The sequence below is a fragment of the Sulfurovum iocasae genome, assembly GCF_047716765.1.
In the GTDB taxonomy this organism is placed as follows: Bacteria; Campylobacterota; Campylobacteria; order Campylobacterales; family Sulfurovaceae; genus Sulfurovum.
Window position 1 is genome coordinate 2,135,655 of sequence record NZ_CP180410.1, and the last position, 23,634, is coordinate 2,159,288.

Genomic DNA, 23,634 nt, shown 5'->3' on the forward strand with positions numbered 1-23,634 from the left:
TGCGAAAAATGATGCACTCAACCCTTGAAAAGGGCGCTTGCGTTTGCATCATGCATGAGTATTGATAGCTGAAATTCTTATTTTATTAACTTCTCGTAACCGTTTCTCATTTTATCCCACTGACCATCAAGATAGATCGTAGGCGTTCCGGAAACCATCATTTTTCCTGCTGCTGCTGCATCAGCTTTAATGGCAGCTTTCACTTTTTTAGCATTGATCTGTGCTGGAGTTACATCATAATTTGCATGTTTTTTTACTGCAGCCAGTATTTTAGTTACATTCGTCTCTCTTGGATCGATCTTTAAGCTATAGATCTTGTCTACCATATCCGCTTTACCCTCATGTTGTGCTACATGCATTACACGTGTCAACACATCAGAAACAGGATGGATCCTTAAAAGTGGCAAATGATAGTAATAGACTGCCAATGTTGTCGGATTCTCTCTGGCTGCTTTAAAGATCTCAGGTACCAACTCTTGACAGAATGGGCATTGAGGATCAGAGAAAATAAGTACTTTATGCTTTGCATCTTTGTTACCAAAAAGAAGATGTGCATCATTGTACATACTTGCAGGTACTGTTGGTTTGATCTCATTACGATAATCTTTTCCTGTTTTCAGGTCGACTAAATGCCCTGTAATAAGTCCATCTTTGATGAACATGGTTTCCGGTGCATGTATCTCTTTTTTCTTGTATGTCAAATCCATAGTTGTTAAAAGCACTGTCCAACCTGGAAGTGCTTTTACAGTTTTACTCTCAAGGACAGTTACCCCATTTACTTTTACTTCCGGATTCTTCACCACACTTTTTTTAACATAGTTAACTAATGATTTATTATCTGGTTGTGCAGATGCACTAAGAGCGACTGTTACGATCAGTGTGCTCGTCAATAATCTCGACATCAATGACATTATCATCTCCTTTTTTTGTATCAAATTTTGTTTGTTCGGGTGTTATTTTAGCGACAAATTGTAAATATACTGTGTAGCCAAGTGCAACTAAGCCTAAAAAGTCTGTCAATACCCCTGGTATGATAAGAAATATCGCACCCAAAAGATAAGCCGTACTTGCATTTTGAAAGCTTTGCATACTTAATTTGCCTCTAGATACAGAATTTAAATTTCCCATAAGCGTTAAAGAGGAGGACTGAAGGACTCTAAACCCTATAAGCATGCTCACCACTATCCATATGACAGACCAGAGAAAACCTATATTCTCACCTACTTCAAGAGAAAGATACAATTCCAACAGGAGAAATGGTATAGCTATAATAAGTAACATCTATAAAACCTTTTGAGTGACCACATCTAAGATAGTATCTGCAGAAACTTCTTCTTTTACAAGTCCTACTCTAGTTACAAACTCCACAAAACCATCTTGAAGTTTTTTACCTATGATCACTGCATGAGGTACACCTAAAAGTTCATAATCTTTTATCTTCGGACCAAATCTCTCTTTTCTGTCATCAAGAAGAACATCCAATCCTTTAGATTTTAACGCTTCGTAAAGTTTTTCACCTAAAGCCACCTGTTCATCATCTTTAATATTTGAGATGATGATCTGCAGGTTAAACGGTGTAGACTCTTTTGTCCAGATACACCCTTTATCATCATGATTTTGCTCGATGATAGCTGCAAGCAAACGGCTTACTCCTATACCATAGGTTCCCATCACCATAGGTTGTGCTTTACCGTTTTCATCTAAGAAGTTTGCTCCCAATGGCTCTGAATACTGTGTGCCAAGCTGGAAGATATGTCCGGCTTCTATCCCTTTGGTATAACGCATAGACTCTCCACAACAAGAACACAAGTCTCCCTCTTGTACTGCCACAAGGTCATGATAGTCAGCTTCTACGCCTATGAAACTGTTTCCTATGAGATGATAGTCTTTCTCATTGGCTCCACAGATCATAGAATTTGCTTCCTTGAGATTGTTATCCAATACAACACTTACGCCTTCCGGCACTACTGTAGGACCCATATAGCCTGCAACTAAACCAAGTTGGGCTAATTCCTCTTCGCTAATATCTACCAGATCATTTGCATTCACAGCATTGCATGCTTTGACTTCTTGAAGATCATCTGAACCTCTAAGCGCAAAGAGTACTACTTTTGTCTCACCCTCATCAAAGAGTGCTTTTTTTGCTACGGTCTTCACTAGATAATAAGGGTCTACATGGAAAAATTTACTCAGCTCTTCTATGGTTTCTGTCTCAGGGGTATGAAACTTGGCAAATACCGCTTCAGGTCCCTCTGCTTCACAGGCTTTTTCTTTACGTACTGCCGCTTCTATATTAGCACCATACTCACAGCTGTCACATACCACGATAGTATCTTCACCAGAATCAGCAAGTACCATAAACTCTTTACTTCCACTACCACCTATGGCACCGGAGTCAGCTTCAACTACTCTAAACTCCAGTCCTAAACGTGTAAAGATCTTTTTATATGTCTCTTCCATCAAAGCAAATTCTCTTTGCATATCTTCTTGCGATGCATGAAAACTGTAACCATCTTTCATTAAAAATTCACGTCCACGCATCAAACCGAAACGAGGTCTTATCTCATCACGGAACTTAAGGTTGATCTGATAGAGGTTCAAAGGCAACTGCTTATAACTCTTCACACTTTGTCTTACAAGGTTGACCATCATCTCTTCGTGTGTCGGTCCTAAGATAAAGTCATTGTTTTTACGGTCTTTGAAACGTAAAAGCTCTTTACCATACTTCTCAAAACGCCCGCTTTCCTGCCAAAGTGATGCAGGCGTCACGAAACTGAGACTTACTTCTTGACAGCCTGCTTTGTCCAACTCATCTTTCACAACAGCACGCACTTTGTCTAACACTTTTTTACCCAATGGTAGAAAGTTATAAAGTCCACTTCCACCTACAGACTGAATGAATCCTCCACGGATCAGGTAAATGTGACTTGCCAATGTTGCATCATTTGGGGTCTCTTTGGTAGTAGGGATCAATAATCTTGAAAATCTCACGCGCTGTATCCTTTTGTATGGTGGTCATTTTTGTATTGTTTAAAATCAATATTTTCTGTGTCTATGTTAAACATTTTTTTCACAGCTTCAATGCAGTTTGCATTCTTTTTCTCTACAGAAGAGTGTCTGAGATTTTGCGTCGGGTCATGCAAGAAACGGTTAAACATCTGTTCTGCCATTTTTCGCATATTTGCTTCATGTTCTGCCGGTACAAACCCTTTTTGTATGGCTCTATACATCTCTTTGTCTATCGCTTCAGAGACATGCTCTCTCATCTGTTTGATCACTGGTTCTATAGAGAGTGCTCTAAGCCATGTATAAAACTCCTCTTTATACTGACTTACGATCTCAGCTGCCCTTACTGCCTGTTCTTCACGCAAAGCATGATTATCATTGGAAATACTACGTAGATCATCTATACGAAAAAGCTGCAGCTTTTCAAGATCCATATCTTCTATATCACGAGGGATCGCCATATCGAACCAATGTCTTGGCAGTGTTTCATTCTCAATAAGGTCACTTGTGATCACTGGTTCTTTTGAAGAAGTTGCAGAAAACAGGAGACGATATCTATTGATATACTTAGGCAGTGCATCCATGGTATCTGCTTTTACATTTTCACCTAAACTGTCTGCGACAGCTTGTACTTTTTCAAGGTCGCGCCCTATGAGTACGACATCACATCCTACTCTAAGCAAATGTTTTGCTGCAAGTACACCCATATCACCGGCACCTATGACGATAGCTTTCATACCCTGAATATTGTCACCCAAAAGCTTATGTGCCTGAGCCACAGCCACAGAAGCGATGGAGATAGGGTTTTGTGAGATATTGGTTGCATTTCGCACCTCAGCTGCACATTTTACAGCATAAGAGATGACACGGTTGAGTTTACGTCCTGCTGTACCATTTGCATGAGAAAATCTAAATGCTTCTTTCACTTGCCCTGTGATCTGAGACTCACCGATCACCAAAGAGTCCAAAGAGGAGACAACAGAGAAAATATGCTCTACTGCTTCTTCATCATCATGACGTTTGGCAGCTGTTTTAAGCTCATAAAAGTTCAGATCACTCCTTTGACTCATAAGCCCAAGTACAGCATGGTAACTTGAAAAGTTATCTCTTGTTGCAAGTACGATCTCTACACGGTTACAGGTAGAAACGATAAATGCTTCATAGACAAATTCAAAAGTAGTAAGCTGGTTTAGCATCTCTCTTTTCTCTTCATCATTGGCAAAAGCCAACTTCTCTCTCATCCCTTGATCACAACTTTTATGAGAAAAACTCACCACTTGATAATACATTAAAAATCCCTCTCTATCATCGCCATTGCAATACTACTCAATGCATCTTCACCCAATGCATTCATTAAAGAGATAGCCTCTTCTACCAATAGCTTTGCTTCTGCATAGCTTTTTTGAATGATTCCATGCTCTTGCATCTTGGACTTGATCCACTCTTCTTCGCTTTTAGATAGTTTTTTTGTATGCAGAGATTTGAGTATCTTTTGTTCTTGGGCATCCAACAGTTCATAGAGATAGATATACGGCAGTGTTGTTTTACCCTCTTCAAAATCATGAAGTGCTGGTTTACCCAAGGTTTCAGAGTCCATTGTAATATCCAGTATATCATCTATCATTTGAAAAGCTATTCCCAGGTTTCTACCATACGTCATGTATGCCACTTTATCTTTATCAGCCAACACAGCAGCAGCACCTGCTGCTGCCTCCATAAGAGAAGCGGTCTTTTGGTAGATCATTTCAAGATAGATCTCTTTATCTAAGTTAAATGCTTTGGAGAGTGAAACATCTTTAAGTTCACCAAGGCTGAGTTGTACAACTGCATTGGAGACTATCTTAGCCACTTGGGGACTAATATTGTTTAACTCTAAAAAGCCTTTAGAATAGAGGATATCCCCTAACATAATGGCTGTTTTATTACCGAAAAGTGCATTGATAGAAGGTTTATTACGGCGTGTATAGGCATCATCTATGACATCATCATGTAGAAGACTCGCTGCATGTATCATCTCAACGATCGCTGCTGTTTTTACCACAGAGAGACTTGTCCCTGCGATCTTCAAGATGAGTTTTGCCCTAAGTCTTTTTCCATGAGGAAGCTTCGTATAAAGCGCTGAGACCTCTTTATCATTGAGCTCACCTACAAACTGTTCTATCTTTCTTTCAACGGCACTTAACATCTATTTCCTATTCACACTTGGTAACAATGCTTGCAACAAGGTCTATGAAAACAGTAGCTGTTCTACCATCAATATCCTGATCTATCATTGTTGCTGAAATTTCTTGTTCAAGTGCATCATCAAGACCTCGCTCCTCAAGCATTCTTTCTGCAACTGCCAGTCGTCTAAAAACGGCTTCAAGTTCATTCTCTACCACATTTTGGTTCGCTGTTTTTGCTATTTCAAAGTAAGAAGACTGCGGGGTACGTCCCCAGAAATCATCTCTATAATCACCATAATCATCATCTTCATCAGTATATGTACTCATTATTTATTTCCTAATTGTTTATTATTTCCTATAAAAGAAAGTATTATATCTAACTTTATATTTGTTAAATCTTGCTTTAAATGTGCATAATGTTATTCAGAGGGTTCTTTTATATCTAAAGGTTTTGGTTCTCCCAAATAATATCCTTGTGAGTATTCTATACCCAGTTCAGAAACCATATCATATATCTCTTTAGATGAAACGAATTCAGCTACTACACTATATTGGTATATTTCAGCCAGATCAATAATAGAATTTAACATTATTTTTGTACGTTCCGGAGAATGTAGCAACTCCAGAATAATACTTCCGTCAATCTTCAAAATATCTATATCAAGCTTGATCAGATAGACATAATTTGCATATCCGCTTCCAAAGTCATCTATGGCAATTTTCGAGCCAAACGTCTTTAACTGCTGAAAGATCAATGCAACTTCATCATAATCTTTAATTTCATGATTTTCCAATATCTCAAAGGTAACCCTGTTTGCAAGACCCCTATGGCGATATAACTGTTTGGTGATAAGTTTCATCATATCTACATTATAAAGATCATCAAGATCTATATTGACAGATATCTCAAGCTCTGGATATTTATGTAAAACATGAAACACTTCTTTGAGTACCAACTTACTCATCTTGATATATTGTGTTGTACCTTTGATCATATCTAGAAAATAATCTGGAGAAATAAGTTTTTGAGGATCCTCTTTATCGATCAATCTCACTAAAGCTTCATATTTAACGACCTCTTGCGTTTTTGTGTTAAAAATAGGTTGAAACAGACATGTTAGGCGCTCCTCTTCCAAAGCCTCTTTAATATAGTCCAGGTTTTTATACTTTATCTCATCTCCAGAGATCTTACCTATAATACCTAAAGCATTTTTCCCTCTACTTTTAATCTCAAGAAGTTTTTCATCTAAAAATCTTTGAATATTCTGGATAGATTCACTCTCTTCAGGAATCACGATCGCACTCATTGAGAGTGTTAAGGAGATGGTCTCATTATCGATCAGATAACGTTTTTCTGTTAAAGATGTAAATAATTTTTTTGCCAATTCCTCTAAATTACTATTCTCTTTTCCCACAATAATAAGAAATTCACTCCCCCAAAGACGTATAATTCGTCCTTCTTTAGGCATGAGGGTCAACATCTCTTTGCTAAACAGTTTTAAAACAGTATCACCAGCTTCATGTCCATACTTTTCATTGATCTGTTTAAACTCATCGATATCAATCAACATTGCATTATATCTATCAACTTGTTCTACATCAAAAAACTCTTGCAGATAGACTTTAGTATACATAGAGGTCACAGGATCATACAATATACTTTTTCTCAACTTATGGTACTGATATGCAAAATAAACCAAAAAGAAAAAACTGCCTAAAAGAAACAGTTGTATCAGCGTTATAATATACACAATGGGAGAGTTAAAGTCACTAAGATATTCACCATAAACTTCAGATAGATCCAAAACTAAAAGTGCCTGTGTTTTCCCATCAGTTACAATAGGATAAAGCAAGGAAAGCCAAACATGTTCAACCCCTTCTTTCTGTTCAATTATCTGCGGTTCTTTAGTCATATACACACTATCAAAGAGTCTACTCTTTGGAAAGAAGATCGTATTATACTCTACAGGATCTTCTATTGATCCGTCAAGTAAAAAACGGTAATGTCCTTTGTCATCTTTACGCAGTAGAAAAATATACTGATACTCTTCTGTTAAAAATGTACGAAGTACCTCATTGAGTTCATCCCTCATAATAGGGTATTTATCCAGGTTCAATTTTCCTTCTTCTACTGTTTTTAACTGGATATATTCACCTATCTTCTGCGCATACCGTTCAGCTTTTTGAATCTCCTGAGTTTTAAGTTTTTCAGTACTCTCATTGACTGCGTATTGCAGATAGAGTGCAAAGAGAACCAACAGGCCCATAATAATAAAAATATGTTTATTGGTATGCTTTGGTGTCATAGTTCATCAACTATAAAATTTTTATACTCATTTGGCAAGGTAATATTATATGCATCCAAACGATTTTTGATAAACAATAACTGGGATCTTCCTTTCTTCCAATAAAATGCACCGACTATGTCAAAAGAGTTCTTCAATAAACGATAATCCGTCACAAAAAGAATAGGTCTTTCATCCTTTGCAACAGCCCACTGCCGCTCTCTCATGATTTGAAAAAGTGTTGCTCTATTTGTGATCAAAATAATATCTGATTTCTCAGGGTAACCAGACAAAACCATTCTTTTTGAAGTTGCAAACACTTTTCTATACTCTTTATCATCAGTATACACATTTATCATCGGTTTAGCTACCAATGATGAAAATATCTGATGGTAAATTTTAAGTGTACTCTCCCTTTCCAACGCATAGAGATGCCCATACATAAGGATTAAGAGAATAAAGATCTTTCTCAAAATATATACTCCAACTCGAGGGTGATACGCTGGTCTATCGGAGATACTTGCAAAGGTTCCAACATACTTCCAGTTGTAGGGTCAACTCTAAACAGGTTTGTCTTTTTAGCTTTATTGAGAAGATTATCTCCTTTGAGTGTCACAGTAAGATCTTGATCAATATTCCATGAGACAGAACTCGTCAGATCAAAATAGCTTTTCCAATTATCAAGACTGTTACTATGATAAACAACACCATTATAAAAATCAAAGTTTTCATAACTGTTAGTAAAACTCAAATAGCCGCTCATATCTTCAAGTTTATCCAAATCAAAAATATCTTGATAGTGTGCATAATAGAGTTGTAAGTTTACTTTATTATCCATATCAAAATCATAATCATAATTCACAATTGTAAAGAAATATTTTGTCTCACCTGCACCATTATTTTGCACCAGTCCATCTTCATCTTGCATAAAAAGCAACATAAGTCTAAGTCGATAATTTTCCTCACTATAAGCCAATTCCTGTGTTATGGCTATTGTAGTTTGTGGGTCCACATCTTCATAGTTTGGAAGATCCAAATAGCGTACTAATGGTTCTAAAGCAAATTGAGCACGATAGAGATAAGCTTTATAACTCCAGTGCTCACTGGTATAAATATATCCTAAACGCAGTTGCAAAAGAGAATCATCTTCTACCCCTCCATTTCGTGAAATGTGATTATATGATATCCCCAGTGTTAAAAGTTGTTGCTCACTGAGTGCATATTGATCCTGAAAGAAGGCCGTAGCTATCTTTTCAGTAGTAAAAGGTGTGATCAAAGCATCCTGTCCATCTCTTGTAAATGAATCAAGCTCTTTATATCTTCCTTTTATCCCTGCTGTGATACGGTTATTTCCTATTGTTTCTTTATAGGTCAATTCAGCACTATACGTACTGTTTTTATACTCTCCATTAAAGATGTTTGAGCCTAAAGCATCTCTCCAAAGCAAAGGAAGTTCATCTGCTTGTGCCATATCTGTTTTAAGCCAATCATAGGCAACCTGTGCACGCCAATGCTCAGAGAAATCAATTCCATAATCCATATGGACATTAAGATAATCCATTTGTGAAACTAAAGGTGTAGCATCCCAACTCATTCCTGCAAGGCTATCTGTATTTTTTTTCATTACCTGTAAATGAAAAATTTGATCTTCCTTTTTTATATAAGAAAAAAGTTGTGTACGCTCAAAATCTCTGCTTAAAGGTGTAGAGGTTCCGTTATCTATTGTCTCTCTTTTGGCATTGGTATGAGACAAGTTAACCATATAAGAAAGATCTTCTGTTTGTTCTCCGTAACTTATACTTTGGGAGTTATATCCTCTGCTTCCTCCTGTCAGGTCTAATTTACCTCCACCATCTCGCTGAGGGTCTTTCGAATAAAGAAAAACAGTAAGGTAAGCAGGTTCTACAGCTGCTTCGAAAGAAGGGACAGCATAATAAAACTCTATATGATCTACAAAATCAATATTAACATCCCCATAAAGCATCAATCCACTACCCATCCACCCCTGGGTGATCTCTACACCATCCACATAAAGACGAATAAAATTACTGCGATAAGGTTCAAATGCTCCAGAGGTCAAAGGATCTGGAAGGGCTTGTCTATTTTCATGATAATAGATAACCGGTGTCGTTTTAAAAACATCTTTTAGTGTTTTCGCATGCATTCTTTCCAGTTTTTCTCTGGTAAAAAGAACCAAATGCCCTTTGTTTTCATCAATTGTTTTCTGACTTAAATCATTTTTTTTATTATACTCTTGTAAAATACTATCAACATTCTGTGCATAGATCACACCTGAAGAAAACAAACATAAAAAAACTAAACTCTTCTGTATTATTTTTTGTCCAAAAAAATATCCCATATTATATCCCATTCCCTAAAATTCCTATTTTATTATATCCTAGGTTTATATGCATATTACTTTATATAGCAATAATGATATAGTAATAATGTCAAAAAAATATCTTTTAGCAAAATATAACGAAAAAAATTCTATACTTTCTAATATACTTAATCAAGGAACTTTTAGTGCTCAATGAAGCTTTGCATCTCTTAACACAAGAGTACACACTTATCCTTGCCACAACCAAAGAAGATATTTCAGCAGTTAAAAAAATACGTAAAGAAATTTTATTGCCTAAATACCAAAACTTTGCAACCATAGAAGACGAAGACCTCTTTCTTTTTAATAAGGATGATGAACAATCTTTTATTTATCTTTTACGCCATAACCCTACACAAACCTTTGTTGGAACCATAAGGGTCTTTTTTCTTAACTCTTCCACCCCTATTCAGGAAATGCCTATGCAAAAAGATGGGCATGTTGAAGGTATTGAATATCTTACAAAAGATTTACCCATCTGCGAAGTTTCTCGTTTAGCTTTATCTACTAATCTTAGTACCTATAAGAATTTTTCTACCCTACAATTACGAACTTATCTTAGTATGGCATTGATGGCGGCAACAAGAATCAATTTTTTTCTTTATCATTATTCTAAAATTTTTGCAATTATGGAACGTTCATTGCAACGAATTTTAAAAAGACAAAATGTCTACTTTGAACAGATAGGTGATGCCGTAGATTATTATGGAATGAGATTCCCATTTGTAATTAAAAAAGAAAATTTCTTAGTTTCAGGAGAAGATACAGAGGGTCCAATGGGGATGATCACCAGATACTATCTTAAAGAACTTTGTCAAAACCCAGAAACATTGTGGCAATTTATAGACAACCACCCCTACTTAGAACGTTCAGACATTCATCTAGACAGGATCTGTCAAGTCTTTAAAGAGCATGGAAATGATGTGGATCTATCAATTTTACTTGAAGATCAGAAAGTGGATTTAACAGCCTAAATACACATAATAAGTGGATTTCATCCACCTAGTAAAGATTCATACATTAAAGTTTTTCTTTACTTCTCCTCTACCTTATAGATCACCGAATACATCAAGGGTACATAATAAAGGTTAAGTACGGTTGCCCATGCGATACCGAACCCTAATGAGATTGCCATAGGTTGAATGATGAGTGCTTGTCCGCTTGCAAAGAAGATCATACTTGAGAGTCCTAAAACCGTAGTGACAGAGGTCAATAAAATAGGTCTGAGTCTGTGCCCTGCTTTCTCCATCATTTCACTTTGATCTCTGGAGTTTCTAATAAAACTCAACATGATCAAACCATCATTTACTACAACCCCTGCAAGTCCTATCATACCCATGACCCCAGGCATGGTTAGATTAATACCCATAATGTAAGTACCTACAAGTGCACCGACAATAGCAAGAGGGATAGTTGATATAATGATAAGAGGCAGCACCAAAGAGTTAAACATCCACACCAAAGAAATAAAGATCAGGAAGATTGCGATCAATGCAGCCTGAGACATCTCTTTTTTCATCTGATTATTCTCTTTTTCTTCTCCCTTGATAATGACTTTTATACCTTCTTTTTCAAATTTTTCCAGTAAAGGTTTGACCTTTTTCATCACTTCTGTTGCCAAGATGGTTTTACTCTCTACCCTTGCGATGACTGTTCGTACTCTGTCACCGTCTTCTTTAAAGATCTTGACATAACTTTTTTTATAAATGAAATCACACACCTCATCCAACCTTACTACCGACTGCCCATCCGGGGTAGTAAGTTTGACTGCTCTTATATTAAGATCAACATCTTTATTTGGATCTTCTATACGTACACGTATCAAACCTCTGTCATCAAACATTTTTCCATATTCACCTGTTAAAAAAGAACCTTTTAGAACAGAAGTCACATATGCTTCAGAGAAACCCAACATTTGACCATATTCATTCACTCGAAGTTTCAACTCCTGTACACCCTCTTTTGCATTATCAGTAACTTCAAAAACACCCTCTATGCCGGAGAGTGCTTTTTTAAGCTCTTTGATCGCAAGAAGTTGTTGTTTTTCATCCAGTACATTTAACCCTATCTCTATATCGTGCCCTACTATCCCTGTTTGGGGAACAAAAATATTGATCTCCGAAAACAGATCTTCACCATTGGGTAATTTTAGCTTTTTAAATGCTTCTATAACATCTTCTTGCGTGGCTTTCGCAATTTCCTGTGCTTTTTGCTCTCTTATCATGTCTTCACCGTCATACTCTAAAGAGAATATAGGATTCAAATAGGTGTCAAAAAAATTCTCCGGAGCTTTTTCATGCAAGTTAATGAAAATATGAAAAAGATTGTTACCCGTTTCAAATGTCTGGTCTGAATGGAAAAGTAATCCGATGATGGAAGTAATGGAAGAGACTTCTCCTTTACCGTCTCCCTGACTTCGGTAGTAAGCTAGAAGCTTCTTCTCTAAGTCTGTCACATATTTTTCGGTATCTTCAAGTTTCGAATTTACATCTATCTTGCCACTCAAATATATTTGAGTAGAATCAAATTCCGGAAACAGTTTAAACTTCGTTATGCTAAGCATACCTGCAGTGGATAAGAGAATAAATGTTACCAGTAAAAACAAAGAACGCTTTTTTCTTTTTAACAGTGTTTGCAACAACTTTTCATACTTTACATCAAGTCTTACCCAAAAATCACTCCTGTCATGATCTATTTTTGTATCTTTCATAGAAAATAACTCTTTGGAGTGCAGCGGTAAAAAATAGAATGCTTCAAAAAGTGAAGAGACCAGTAAAATAGAGATCATCACGGGTAAGACTTTCATGAACATACCCATTTCACCAGAAAGTATGAGAAGAGGTAAAAAAGCAAATACTGTTGTGAGTGTTGCCGTAAGTACAGCAGGGAACATTTCGATCGAACCGTCTATCGCAGCTTCACGTGGCGTTTTACCCATCTCCATATGCCTGTAAATATTTTCTGCCACAACAATAGCTTCATCTACCAACATACCCAGTGCGATCAATGCTCCCAAAAGTGTCAGCATATTCAGACTGTAACCTATCATATCTGCAGATATAAGGGTGATCATAAAACTTGCCGGTATTCCTATGCCGACAACCAGCGCTATTTTATAATTTACAGACATGAAGAGCGCCAAAAAGACCAGGATCAAACCAAAGAGAATATTTGAAGAGACAAGATTAAGTCTATTTTTGATCCAAACTGAAGTGTCGGTATAAACTTCAATGACAACATCTTTATACTCTTTTTGCACCTCTTTAAGTAAATTTTTGATCTCTTTACTAAGCGCGATCGCATTACCTTCTTTAGTTTTGTTTACATTGATAGAAATATTCTGTACTCCATTGAAATGTGATATTTCATTACTTTCACTCAGTCCAAAACTCACTTCTGCAATATCGCCCAAACGTATTCGTTTACCGGCAACAGTGATCAACGCTGATTCCAACGCTTTAACACTTTTTTCTCCATTTAGCGTAGAAATGTAAAGGTGTCTTCCTTTTTGCTCTATGGTACCTATGGGGAAGATGGAACTGAGTGTGCTTATGGCTTTATATACACTCTCTTTTGATAGATCGTATGCTAACAATTTTTTATTATCTATCTTAATAAGCACTTCATCATCAGCATCACCCCTGATTGTGATACCACTCAGATCTTTATAGGCACTTAACTTACTTTTGAGATCTTCAGCAATATCAAGAAGTTTTTTTTTAGGTACATCCCCGGATATGGCTATCAGCAGTAGAGGAAAATCATGTATCGTGATCTTGGCAATGGGTTCATCCATATCTGCAGGAAGATCCCGTCTTGTGTTGGCAATAATATCTTTCACATCCCCAAGCACCAAGAGGTTGTCACTGCCTGATTTAATATCTGCTTTGATGGAAAAAAATCCATTTTGAATGACAGTGTCAATATTCTCCACTTCAGAAATACTTTTAAGATCATCTTCAATATTCTTTACAGCCATCTTATCGAGGACATCAGCAGATGCACCAGGATACCCACCTGTAATATTTATCTGGTCAAGTGAAGATGGCGGAAAGATCTCTTTTGGAATATCCCGGTACGCAAAAATAGAAAGAAGCAACATGAAAACCATTAAAATATGATTGATAATGGGTTTATCTACTGCAAATGTAATAAAATTTCGTATCATTACTCTTTACTCTTCATAAATGACAAAGATAGTATCTGTCACTCTATTTTTAAACTTCAGTGCTTCTACACTTTGTTGCAGTATTATTTTTTCTGCTTTAAGTGTTTCCACTTCTTGTTGCATTTTATTGACTTTTTTACTCTCATAATAGATTTGATTACTCAAATAAATTTTGATCATCGCAAGTATGAGTACAATGGTCACTGACATAAAGATCACACTTATCATACCAAAAGTAATACCGTTAGGGTCAGATTTTTTCTTTTTACTTGCCATCAGTATTGAACCTGAAACTTCGTAATTTTGCAGACCTGCTTCGAGGATTTATTTTAAGTTCCTCTTTGGATGCAGTAATGGGTTTACGAGAAAGGGCTTTCCCTAATGCATGATTTTTTCCACAGGTACAACGCATTGCCTGGGGATCACAGATACAGGCAGTACTCCACTTCTTAAAACGGTTTTTGACCAAACGATCTTCCAAAGAGTGAAAAGTAATGAGTGAAACCACTTCACCTTTATAATGCTTAGCCTCTATGGCATCCAATAAACCCTCTATCTCTCCAAGTTCATTGTTCACTTCTATACGTATAGCTTGGAACATTAAAGTAGCAGGATGTATCTTCCCTCCTGCAGGGATGACTTCTTTAGCGATCTCACTCAAAGCTTTAGCACTCTCTATCGGTGCTTTAGCCCTGGCTTCAACAACTGCTGCAGCCAACTTACGATAGGAACGTACTTCACCATAGGCATCAAAGATATATTCTAACTTCTCTTTAGGATATTCGTTGACCACTTCATAGGCACTCAAATGTGCGTGAGCGTCCATACGCATGTCTAAAGTTTCAGAAGTAAAAGAGAATCCACGCTCTTTTTTGTCAAGCTGTAAAGAGGAGACACCAAAGTCTGCCAATAATGCCATGACAGGAGCTTCTTCTAAAGTAGGAAGTACGGTTGCAAACGTACCTTTGTAGAGTGTACTTCGTTCTTCAAAAGGCTCAAGTCGTTTTTTAGAAAATGCCAAAGCCTCATCATCTCTGTCTATACCTATATGTTTAAGGTGTGGAAACTTGGCTAATATTTCAGAACTGTGTCCGGCATACCCTAAAGTACAATCCACAAAGTAGCCTTCATCAACATTAGAAAAACTCTCCAATACTTCATCTAGCAGTACAGGTATATGTGGTGTTTGCACGTTGTTCCTTCTTTTACTTTTAAACATTTTAATTATCAATGCTATAATACCTAAATTAGATGAAAAAGGCTCTTTTTATGGATAAACATCTCATCGATGACATCAAGCATGTTTCACTCTCACTGTTTAATAAAAACTTCTTTGGTGTCTACCATGGTTCTATCTCTGCAAGAGTATCTGCCAGTGGATTTATCATCAATTCTAAAGATACTATATTAGATGAAGTGACTAAAGAATCTCTTGTCAGACTTGATTGTCAAAAAAGAGACTACCGCTGGAGTATGGCAAATGCTGATGTACATATACATGAACATATCTATGAGACCATCCCTAATGCCAAATATGTTTGCTACACTATGCCACCCTATGCAACAGCATATTCACTCAAACACGGTAAAGTTTCTCCTCAAGACTATTACGGTAAACAAGTTTTAGGAGAGATCATCGTCTATGACCCAAAAAACATAGAGGACTGGATGGAACGTGCCCCATACGAAATACCTCAATTTTTCCAAAAACACGATACCCACCTTCTCCTCATCAAAGGCTTCGGACTTATCTCTTACGACAGAGACATCACCGAAATGGCAAAGAAAATTTCTATTTTGGAGAACTCTTGCAGGTTGTTGGCTTTGTCTGCGAATCTTTAGTTGGTGTCGTAACGAGTCTATAAATCCTTTTTTCTCAGCATTTTTTATATTTCCCAAAAAATATAACATTTCACAGATATTGTAAAGGTATATTAGTTACCATGAGTTGATTGATTAACTATATAAGTCAAACTCATCGCAAGGTTAAGACAGAAAGACATAGCTCTCTCAGATGAACAAGTAAGCTCCTACGTCTCCCCAAATGACGGGACCTTTCATGAGGACATAGAAATAACTGGTGCGGACTTTGGCTTACATTACTCTAGTGCAAACCTAAATGATATAACTATAGCTCATGGATGGAGTCTCTCTAACCATGCTACCCTCTCAGGTGATGACTCTACCTAGGAAGTGGAAGCCTGTGGATAATTGAACTAACAGTTGAAAATGGTTTAACAGTTGTTAAGTCAAGTAGCTCAGAATTTCTCTTTGATGCAGAGGGTAAACATATATATACCAGAGACATTTATACTAAAGAGATAGAGACTACTTTTACTTACAATAGTATAGGATTACTAGAAAGCATCACCGATAAATTTGAACAAACTATCTTACTTAACAGAGACAGCAACGGAACACTCACTTCCCTCACAGCCCCACACGGACAAACTACCTATTTAAACATAGATAGTAACAATGATCTACTAGAAGTCCAATACGAAGATACAAGCTCCTACAGCTTTGAGTATGAAGATCACTTGATGACCATAGAGCGTGAGCCAAACGGAAACGAGTTTTTCCATATCTTTGATGCACAGGGGAAAGTCACTAAAGTCATAGATGCTCAACAAGGTGAATGGTTTTTTGGAAATACTACAGAGTCCACACTCTCTAACACACAAGTGACCAGAGCAAGTGGAGATATGGTCACCTATAAAAAACACTTCTTAGAAAACGGCATACTAAAAACAGAGAAGATACTCCCAACAGGTGAGAGTATCCTCTATGAAAACAGTATAGATGATACTACAGCCAGTACCACACTGTGCGGTACAAAAACCACCCGAGTATACAAAGAAGTAAATGGCACACTCTACAAAGACCCCTTGACACAAAACAGAGTACTCCAAACCACCACAACCACCACCCCAAGCGGACTGACACAAACAAAGCGTTTTAATAAACACTATTTTTATAACAAGAACGGCAACCTCAATAAGGTAGAGAATACCGTAACACAAAATGGTAAAAGTACTCTCTTTAGAACCAACTATCAAGTACAGCAGAAACTCACCGTTACACCTGAGGGGAGAAATCACTTTGTGAAGTATGATGAGAAGATGCGTTACCCGCTCTTTGTCAGACCTTACGGATTGCATAAGACCTACTACACCTACGATACAAAAGGCAGAGTAATAAAAACTCTGACAGATAGAAGAGAGAACCGATACAGCTATGACAGCAGAGGTAACCTGGCTACAATCACCAACCCCAAAAGCGAGACCACCCACTACCTCTATGACCTAAGAGACAGACTCATACAGGTAACTTACCCTGATGGAAGCAGTGAACAGTTCAGCTACGATGCAAACGGCAACCTCACCACCAGAACTGTCCCAACCCCAGCAGATCATACCTTTGGCTACAATGGAGTCAACAGACCTACAGACTACACAAGCCCGATGCAAAAGTCTACAACCTATACTTACGACAAACAAAGAAGAGTCACCAAAATCACCAGACCTAGCCAAAAGACCATAGATACCACCTATACAGATGGCAGAGTGACAAGTATCACCACACCAGAGGGTACAAGCAACTACACCTACCACTGCCAAACCACCCCAAGTACTATCACCAAAGGAAGTGAAAGCTTTAGCTTTAGCTATGATGGAACACTGCTGACAAATATCATACAAAAAGGTATCCTCAATCAAACACTAAGCTACACCTATAACAACGACTTCTTACCCAATACCTTTAGTTATGCAGGTACTACTATAGACTACACTTACAATAGAGATAACCAACTCATACGTTCAGGAGATTTCAATATCTCAAGAACGGCAGAAGATCGTAATGTAACTATATCAGACGGTACCTACACCAAACTAACCAAGATAAACCGCTACGGTGAACTACGATGGATACGTGACGGACTACTGGATATCAGACTGGGACGTAATGTAAATGCTCAAATATTTAAAAAGACAGAGTGGTTCAAAGGCAAAAGAAGTATCTATCGCTATACCTATGACCCAAGAGGAAGACTCACAGAAGTAAAACGAAGTAATAAGGTTATAGAGCAGTACAGTTATGATGCCAATGGTAATAGAGCAACAGCTACTGTAAACGGCATAACCACTACAGCATCTTATACGTTAGATGACCAACTAGAAGTCTATGGACAAAACAGTTACAGATATGATGAAGATGGATACCTCATAGAGAAGAGCACACCCAATGGGATGACAACATACAGCTATGGAACGCTTGGAGAATTGAAAGAGGTTATAACTCCAAACAAAACCATCACATATAAGCATAATGCTAATAATCAGAGGGTGGCAAAGCTTGTTAATGGAACAGTCACCGAAAAGTACCTTTGGGAAAATCTCACAACCTTACTTGCAACATATGATGCAAATGATAATCTCAAACATAGATTTGAGTATGCTGACCAACGTATGCCTGTAGCTATGACACAAAACAACCAAAAGTATTATCTGCACTATGACCAAGTAGGAAGTTTGAGGGCTATTTCAGATACAAGTCATAATATCGTCAAAGAAATAACTTATGATACATTTGGTAATATATTATCTGACAGCAATCCAAGTTTTAAAGTGCCGTTTGGGTTTGCGGGTGGATTGTATGACTCTGATACTAAACTTACTAGGTTTGGTTATAGGGACTATGATGCTTATACGGGGAAGTGGACGGCTAAGTGTAAGCCTCCCCTTAAATCAAACCAGTCTAAGCAGAATAACTCTGTTCTAAATTGTACTTTTCTAAATATTCAACAGGACTTAACTTTCCTAAAAACTTGTGTGGTCTATTGTAGTTATAATCATCAATCCACTCTTTGGCTGCTACTCTTACTTCATCCAATGTATCAAATAGATAAGCATGAAAAAACTCTCGTCTCATAGAACCGTTAAAACGTTCAACTCTTGAATTTTGCGTAGGACAGCCTGGCTGTATAAACTTTAACTCTATAGAATGGATATAGCACCATATCTCTAGTTTGTGAGAGATAAATTCTGGACCATTGTCTACACGTATGGACTTTGGCTTACCTCTAAAATCTACAGCTCTTCGTAGTGCTTCAATCACCTTTGCTGAAGGCAATGAAGTGTCAACTTCAAACTCTATGAGTTCACGGTTAAATTCATCCATGATATTGAGGATACGGTATCTTCTGCCTCCAAAGAGCGTATCTGACATAAAATCCATACTCCATTGTTCATTTGGATGATAGAGATCCTGTAAAGGATTTTTAATACGCTTAGGTAATCGTTTCTTTGTACGACGCTGGATATTAAGTCCCATAGCCTTATAAACACGATATACACGTTTATGATTCCATACATAGCCTTGCTTACGAAGTCTATTAAAAAGTAGCCAGAAGCCGTTTCTAGGGTATTTATCTACCAAGCTGTTGAGAGCTTCAATTACTTTGCTATCATCTTTAGGCTTCTTCACATAATAATAAGTTGACTTGCTAATTTCCAACATCGTACAAGCCTGATTGATACTTAATGAAAAATGCATTACGATATGCTTTACTGTATCTCGCTTCTCATCAGGCTTTAGAGCTTTTTTTCAATCACATCCTTGAGAGCTTCATTCATCAGTGCCATCTCTGCATACATCTTTTTGAGCTTGGCATTCTCTTTTTCCAGATCACGGAGCTTTTTGACATCACCACTCTCTAGACCACTATATTTACGCTTCCATTTGTAATAAGTGTCTTTACTTACACCTTTTTCTCTTAGTGTTTCAACTACGGGTGCCCCGTCTTCTATATCTTTTAGGATACCAACAATCTGTCTCTCTGTGAACTTACTCTTTCGCATGAACTCTCCTGATTTATTTTATCAGAATTATTCTGTTTTAGGTGGTACGGTTTTTGGGGAGGCTTACAGAAGGATCCGATAGGTTTCCAAGGTGGAGACTCTAATCTTTATGGGTATGTGCTTGGGGATCCGGTGGGGTTTTGGGATGCTGAAGGACTTTATCCTGCAAATGTTGATAATCGTACTAAAGAGCAAATTGAACGTTCTAAGGCAAGGTATGAAATGTGGAGAACATATCAAGAAATGAAAAAAGCTGATACAATAGGAATTGATAAATATTTTCACTGTTTAGCAAACTGCCGCGCAACTAATTTAGGTTTAGAGGGTAAAAAGGTAGCTCAAGGTATAAGTGACTTTAGGGAATGGTATCAAGGATATTTAGGGGATACACCTGAAGATTGTGCATCTGATGAAGCTGCTAATCAACAAGGTCAAAAAGGTGGAAATTGTGTTAAAACTTGCGAACAATTTAAATTAAATTGGATGCCTGAGTGGGTAGAACAATGAAAAAATTAGTTATATTGATTAGTCTAATATTTATTTTTTTAACCTTTTTGTTATTCTTACTTAAAAATATGGATAGCCAGACTAATAATTATTTAAATAAAGAAGAGGTCTTGGAAAATACTGCTATTCAAAGAGGTTGGATACCTGATATTCTCCCAGATTCAGCATACAAAATAGTAGAAACTCATAATATTGACACCAATAAACTTAATGGTAGTTTTAAATATTTAGAAAAGGATGAAGAAATTTTTTTAGATAACTTAAAAAGCCAAGAAAGTAGATTAGTTTGGGGTAATTTTGAATTTAAAGTTGATAAAGCAAATAATAGAGTGAAATTTTTTAATTTATCTTCAGAAAATTAATTTCCTTTGCCCCTATTATTTCTTATTTAGAAAGACATTTGCAGGGATTAAAAGCTTATTATACATTACATTGCGGAGGATGTTATCCATTATGAAAATAATTGGATATAGGGGTCAGGTGATAATCTAATCCTTCCTATACTATACTCCAATATCCCAACACACAGGAGTCCTCATGCCAAGACGTCCACGCATAGAGATAGCAGGGTATTACCATGTCATTAACAGAGGAGTAGAACAAAGAATTGTTTTTAAAGAGCCTGATGATTATGAATACTTTGAGGAGCTGATGTGCTTTTATGCTAAGAGTTATAGTATCACATTACATAATTATTGTCTGATGAGTAACCATTATCATCTACTACTAGAGATACATCAAGAAAACCTCTCTAAGTTTATGAAACAACTCAATTCTAACTATGCCATCTACTTTAATAAAAAGTATGGACGTTCAGGACATTTGTGGCAAGGACGCTTTAAATCTTGGTATGCAACAGATGAAGCCTACCTTTATACTCTCATGCTCTACATAGAACAAAACCCACTTAAAGCCAATATGGTAAAAGCATTAGAGGAGTACCCTTACAGTTCATACCATTACTTCTTAGCCAAAGAAACACCAGAGTGCCTAAAACACGCATGGATAGTACAAAATCATGAGAGTGATAATGAAACCATCAAAGTAATGTTGCATAGTGATGTAGACACATCTGTACTACAAGAACTTAAAAAGGCATCAAGTTTAGTAGAAGCACCAAATATAGATAAAAGCCTGATGAGAAAAAATTAAAGAAGATGTTATTGAAAGTGAAAGATATAAAAGAGAGAAACACTCAAATACTCAAAGCATATGAGCAAGGATATTCTCAGCATATGATTACTAAAGTATTGGGTATACCACAACCGGCTATATTATGGAGTGATTAGGAGGGGTAGAGAGTGAGTTGTCATTATCACCTAACACCTAAATTTTGGACTTACCTCTTACGACAGAAACATCACTGAGATTGCAAAGAAAGTTTCTATTTTGGAGAACTCTTGCAGGTTGTTGGCTTTGTCTGCGAATCTTTAGTTAATCTTCTAATAATTATTGACGTATATAATGAGTCTCTTTTAGTTTTTCATTGACCGTAGTCAAATTATTTTTATCTATACTTTTTATAATACTAATACGTATAGGTTCATTTTTAAACCTGTTTTGAAAGTTTCCTGCAAGATTTTCCAGAGATTGCTGAGAGATAAGATAGACCTCTTTGGCAGCAGGGACTTCAATCTTTTTTACTACCACTACAAGTGTGTTATCTCGTGTCTTCCAGATACCGGAACCTTCTACCCGTAGATCTTTGATAAAAGCATCATCTTTTTGAAGACTTACAAGTATGACAATAGAAAAGGTGTGGTCTGCATTTAGGTACAGGTATTCCTTTTCTGTAGTTGCAGTACCATTGTTTGTCGAATGAGTTACAGCTTGCCACTTACCAACAATCTCATTTGGACTCATAGCACTAAGTTCTAACATAACAAGCAATATAATCATAAACACTTTCATCATCTCTCCCTTACAATATATATTATAATGAAATATAACTGTTAATCATGTGTCAACAGTGTAGTAAAGCATAGTTTTGTTATACTCTACAAATAAAACACCTCACATTGGACAAGTGTATGAATCAGACAAAAAAACGTTTAAAAATTATTAAACTCGCCATCTCAATTACAGATATGGAGACAATACAACTTCAAATTTTGAAACTTAGCCCCCTTAAAACAGATGCAAAAATCCAAGAGATTATCGCAGGACTTCAAGCAGAGAACTATGCACAGACACAAGCACTTATTACTACCTATATAGAAACACCTATGGATGAGGTACTTCAAAGAAGTTTTCAAAAAGAGAAACAAATTAGAACAGAAAAAGACAGAGCTATCATTAAAGAGTTTGACCTTTTTGTCACAACTCCTGAGAAGAAAAAAGAAAAAGAAAAAGAAAAAGAATTATTTGATTTTAGTACATTGACATCAGAAGATGTTCCAAAACAAGAACAGGAGACTATTGATTTTGATGCACTACTCAATATCAAAACTGATGATATACTAACTGGCAATATAGAGCTTGATATCAGCCATATGCCAAAAGATACTTTTTTTGATCTACCGGAACAAGACACCGAAAATACAAAAGAGAGCCATATAGATACATCTTTCATACCTAAAGATACTTTTTTTGACATAGAAGAGCCACCTGTTATTCAAAAGGTACAAAAAGAAAAAGTTGCATATGAAGAAGAAACAACTCAAGAAGAACCTAGCACAATTCCATCTGAGGAAAACATACCTTCTCAATACAGAGCCATCCCATACATAGATCAAAAATTTAAAAATATGCATACTCAATACCCACCTGTACAGGAAAGTGATGAAAGCTTCTCCTCAGTCAATGCATGGTTATTGCAAATAAGTAATGATGGTTATACGAATGATGAAGTAGAAGAGATAATCAAGTATATTACAAAATTGACTGAAGAAAACAGCCTGGCAGAAGCAGCACAGTTACTTCTTATTTCCGGTGCAACAAAATCCAAATTCGCACAGTTTATGTTAGCCAGAGCACTTTACGCAGGCAAAATACTTCAAAAAAAGCTTCCTGAATCTTTTACACTTATCAACCGTTTAGCCATGGACGATGACTATCCCGAAGCAATCTGTGACTTAGCACAATTTTATGAAAATGGTATCGGTATCGACAAAGATAAGAAAAAAGCTGAAGCTCTTTACAAGGATGCCATGGACTTAGGTATCAAAAGAGCAATAAGTCACTACGAAAGAATAAAAAAACAAAATAGTGGTTTATTTTCTACTTTCAAAAAATAGAAACACTGTAAGACAGTGCTTCTATC

At 36.7% G+C, this 23,634-nt stretch carries 20 protein-coding genes; 6 read left to right on the top strand and 14 right to left on the bottom strand.

All coding sequences use genetic code 11. From position 1 onward, the window contains the following. Positions 1–77: 77 nt before the first annotated feature. The 9 genes from ACLHDG_RS10570 to ACLHDG_RS10610 all read right to left on the bottom strand — a co-directional run bounded on the left by ACLHDG_RS10570 (position 78) and on the right by ACLHDG_RS10610 (position 9,815). Positions 78–911 (bottom strand): thioredoxin domain-containing protein, encoded by an 834-nt coding sequence (locus ACLHDG_RS10570; protein ID WP_415406200.1) that lies wholly within the window; start codon positions 909–911, stop codon positions 78–80. After that, on the bottom strand, positions 856–1,281 hold the full coding sequence (locus ACLHDG_RS10575; protein ID WP_415406201.1) for an FxsA family protein: 426 nt from the start codon (positions 1,279–1,281) through the stop codon (positions 856–858). Before ACLHDG_RS10575 ends, ACLHDG_RS10570 begins: the two co-directional genes overlap by 56 nt. After that, the gene (locus ACLHDG_RS10580) at positions 1,282–2,991 is read right to left on the bottom strand and encodes a proline--tRNA ligase (RefSeq protein ID WP_415406202.1); all 1,710 of its coding nucleotides are present in this window, start codon (positions 2,989–2,991) and stop codon (positions 1,282–1,284) included. Further along, the gene (hemA, locus tag ACLHDG_RS10585; RefSeq protein ID WP_415406203.1) at positions 2,988–4,295 is read right to left on the bottom strand and encodes a glutamyl-tRNA reductase; all 1,308 of its coding nucleotides are present in this window, start codon (positions 4,293–4,295) and stop codon (positions 2,988–2,990) included. The genes ACLHDG_RS10580 and hemA overlap by 4 nt, the downstream gene beginning before the upstream one ends. Continuing rightward, on the bottom strand, positions 4,295–5,191 hold the full coding sequence (locus ACLHDG_RS10590; RefSeq protein WP_415406204.1) for a polyprenyl synthetase family protein: 897 nt from the start codon (positions 5,189–5,191) through the stop codon (positions 4,295–4,297). The genes hemA and ACLHDG_RS10590 overlap by 1 nt, the downstream gene beginning before the upstream one ends. Before the next feature lie 7 nt (positions 5,192–5,198). Then, positions 5,199–5,498, bottom strand: coding sequence for a DUF2018 family protein (locus tag ACLHDG_RS10595; protein ID WP_415406205.1), 300 nt, complete (start codon positions 5,496–5,498; stop codon positions 5,199–5,201). 92 nt (positions 5,499–5,590) lie between these two features. After that, positions 5,591–7,477, bottom strand: coding sequence for an EAL domain-containing protein (locus ACLHDG_RS10600; protein ID WP_415406206.1), 1,887 nt, complete (start codon positions 7,475–7,477; stop codon positions 5,591–5,593). Next, positions 7,474–7,929 carry a hypothetical protein gene (locus tag ACLHDG_RS10605; protein WP_415406207.1) on the bottom strand — a complete coding sequence of 152 codons (456 nt, stop codon included), beginning with the start codon at positions 7,927–7,929 and terminating at the stop codon, positions 7,474–7,476. The genes ACLHDG_RS10600 and ACLHDG_RS10605 overlap by 4 nt, the downstream gene beginning before the upstream one ends. Next, complete coding sequence (locus ACLHDG_RS10610) at positions 7,926–9,815, bottom strand: TonB-dependent receptor plug domain-containing protein (RefSeq protein ID WP_415406208.1); 1,890 nt, start codon at positions 9,813–9,815, stop codon at positions 7,926–7,928. The genes ACLHDG_RS10605 and ACLHDG_RS10610 overlap by 4 nt, the downstream gene beginning before the upstream one ends. A gap of 167 nt (positions 9,816–9,982) precedes the next feature. On the opposite strand from ACLHDG_RS10610, the gene ACLHDG_RS10615 reads away from it, so the two are divergent. Continuing rightward, entirely contained in the window at positions 9,983–10,810 is an 828-nt protein-coding gene (locus ACLHDG_RS10615; protein ID WP_415406209.1) for a hypothetical protein, read from the top strand. A gap of 59 nt (positions 10,811–10,869) precedes the next feature. On the opposite strand, the gene ACLHDG_RS10620 is transcribed toward ACLHDG_RS10615, so the two are convergent. The 3 genes from ACLHDG_RS10620 to rsmH are packed head-to-tail and all read right to left on the bottom strand — an operon-like array spanning position 10,870 to position 15,196. Next, complete coding sequence (locus ACLHDG_RS10620) at positions 10,870–14,004, bottom strand: efflux RND transporter permease subunit (RefSeq protein ID WP_415406210.1); 3,135 nt, start codon at positions 14,002–14,004, stop codon at positions 10,870–10,872. Positions 14,005–14,010: 6 nt separating this feature from the next. Continuing rightward, entirely contained in the window at positions 14,011–14,280 is a 270-nt protein-coding gene (locus ACLHDG_RS10625; RefSeq protein ID WP_415406211.1) for a hypothetical protein, read from the bottom strand. Then, complete coding sequence (rsmH, locus tag ACLHDG_RS10630; protein ID WP_415406212.1) at positions 14,270–15,196, bottom strand: 16S rRNA (cytosine(1402)-N(4))-methyltransferase RsmH; 927 nt, start codon at positions 15,194–15,196, stop codon at positions 14,270–14,272. Before rsmH ends, ACLHDG_RS10625 begins: the two co-directional genes overlap by 11 nt. A 77-nt stretch (positions 15,197–15,273) precedes the next feature. Between rsmH and ACLHDG_RS10635 the strand changes: the two genes are divergently transcribed. Next, positions 15,274–15,846: a class II aldolase and adducin N-terminal domain-containing protein gene (locus tag ACLHDG_RS10635; protein ID WP_415406213.1), complete on the top strand. Its 573-nt coding sequence runs from the start codon at positions 15,274–15,276 to the stop codon at positions 15,844–15,846. A 2,916-nt stretch (positions 15,847–18,762) separates the two neighbouring features. Here ACLHDG_RS10635 and ACLHDG_RS10640 read toward each other — a convergent pair. After that, positions 18,763–19,865 (bottom strand): IS3 family transposase gene (locus tag ACLHDG_RS10640; RefSeq protein WP_415405754.1). Its coding sequence is split into 2 segments (ribosomal slippage): positions 18,763–19,604 and positions 19,604–19,865, totalling 1,104 coding nucleotides; the frame shifts between segments, so codons are not numbered across the junction. A gap of 132 nt (positions 19,866–19,997) precedes the next feature. Here ACLHDG_RS10640 and ACLHDG_RS10645 point away from each other — a divergent pair. The 3 genes from ACLHDG_RS10645 to ACLHDG_RS10655 all read left to right on the top strand — a co-directional run bounded on the left by ACLHDG_RS10645 (position 19,998) and on the right by ACLHDG_RS10655 (position 21,524). After that, positions 19,998–20,372, top strand: a complete 375-nt coding sequence (locus ACLHDG_RS10645; protein WP_415406214.1) for a hypothetical protein — start codon at positions 19,998–20,000, stop codon at positions 20,370–20,372. Continuing rightward, positions 20,369–20,734 carry a hypothetical protein gene (locus ACLHDG_RS10650; RefSeq protein ID WP_415406215.1) on the top strand — a complete coding sequence of 122 codons (366 nt, stop codon included), beginning with the start codon at positions 20,369–20,371 and terminating at the stop codon, positions 20,732–20,734. The genes ACLHDG_RS10645 and ACLHDG_RS10650 overlap by 4 nt, the downstream gene beginning before the upstream one ends. Positions 20,735–20,909: 175 nt before the next feature. Next, positions 20,910–21,524 (top strand): transposase, encoded by a 615-nt coding sequence (locus tag ACLHDG_RS10655; protein WP_415406216.1) that lies wholly within the window; start codon positions 20,910–20,912, stop codon positions 21,522–21,524. Positions 21,525–21,821: 297 nt separating this feature from the next. Here the strand turns inward: ACLHDG_RS10655 and ACLHDG_RS10660 are convergent, their stop codons facing one another. After that, positions 21,822–22,283, bottom strand: coding sequence for a hypothetical protein (locus ACLHDG_RS10660; protein WP_415406217.1), 462 nt, complete (start codon positions 22,281–22,283; stop codon positions 21,822–21,824). 119 nt (positions 22,284–22,402) lie between these two features. Between ACLHDG_RS10660 and ACLHDG_RS10665 the strand changes: the two genes are divergently transcribed. Then, on the top strand, positions 22,403–23,608 hold the full coding sequence (locus tag ACLHDG_RS10665) for a tetratricopeptide repeat protein (protein WP_415406218.1): 1,206 nt from the start codon (positions 22,403–22,405) through the stop codon (positions 23,606–23,608). The last annotated feature ends 26 nt before the right edge of the window (positions 23,609–23,634 follow it).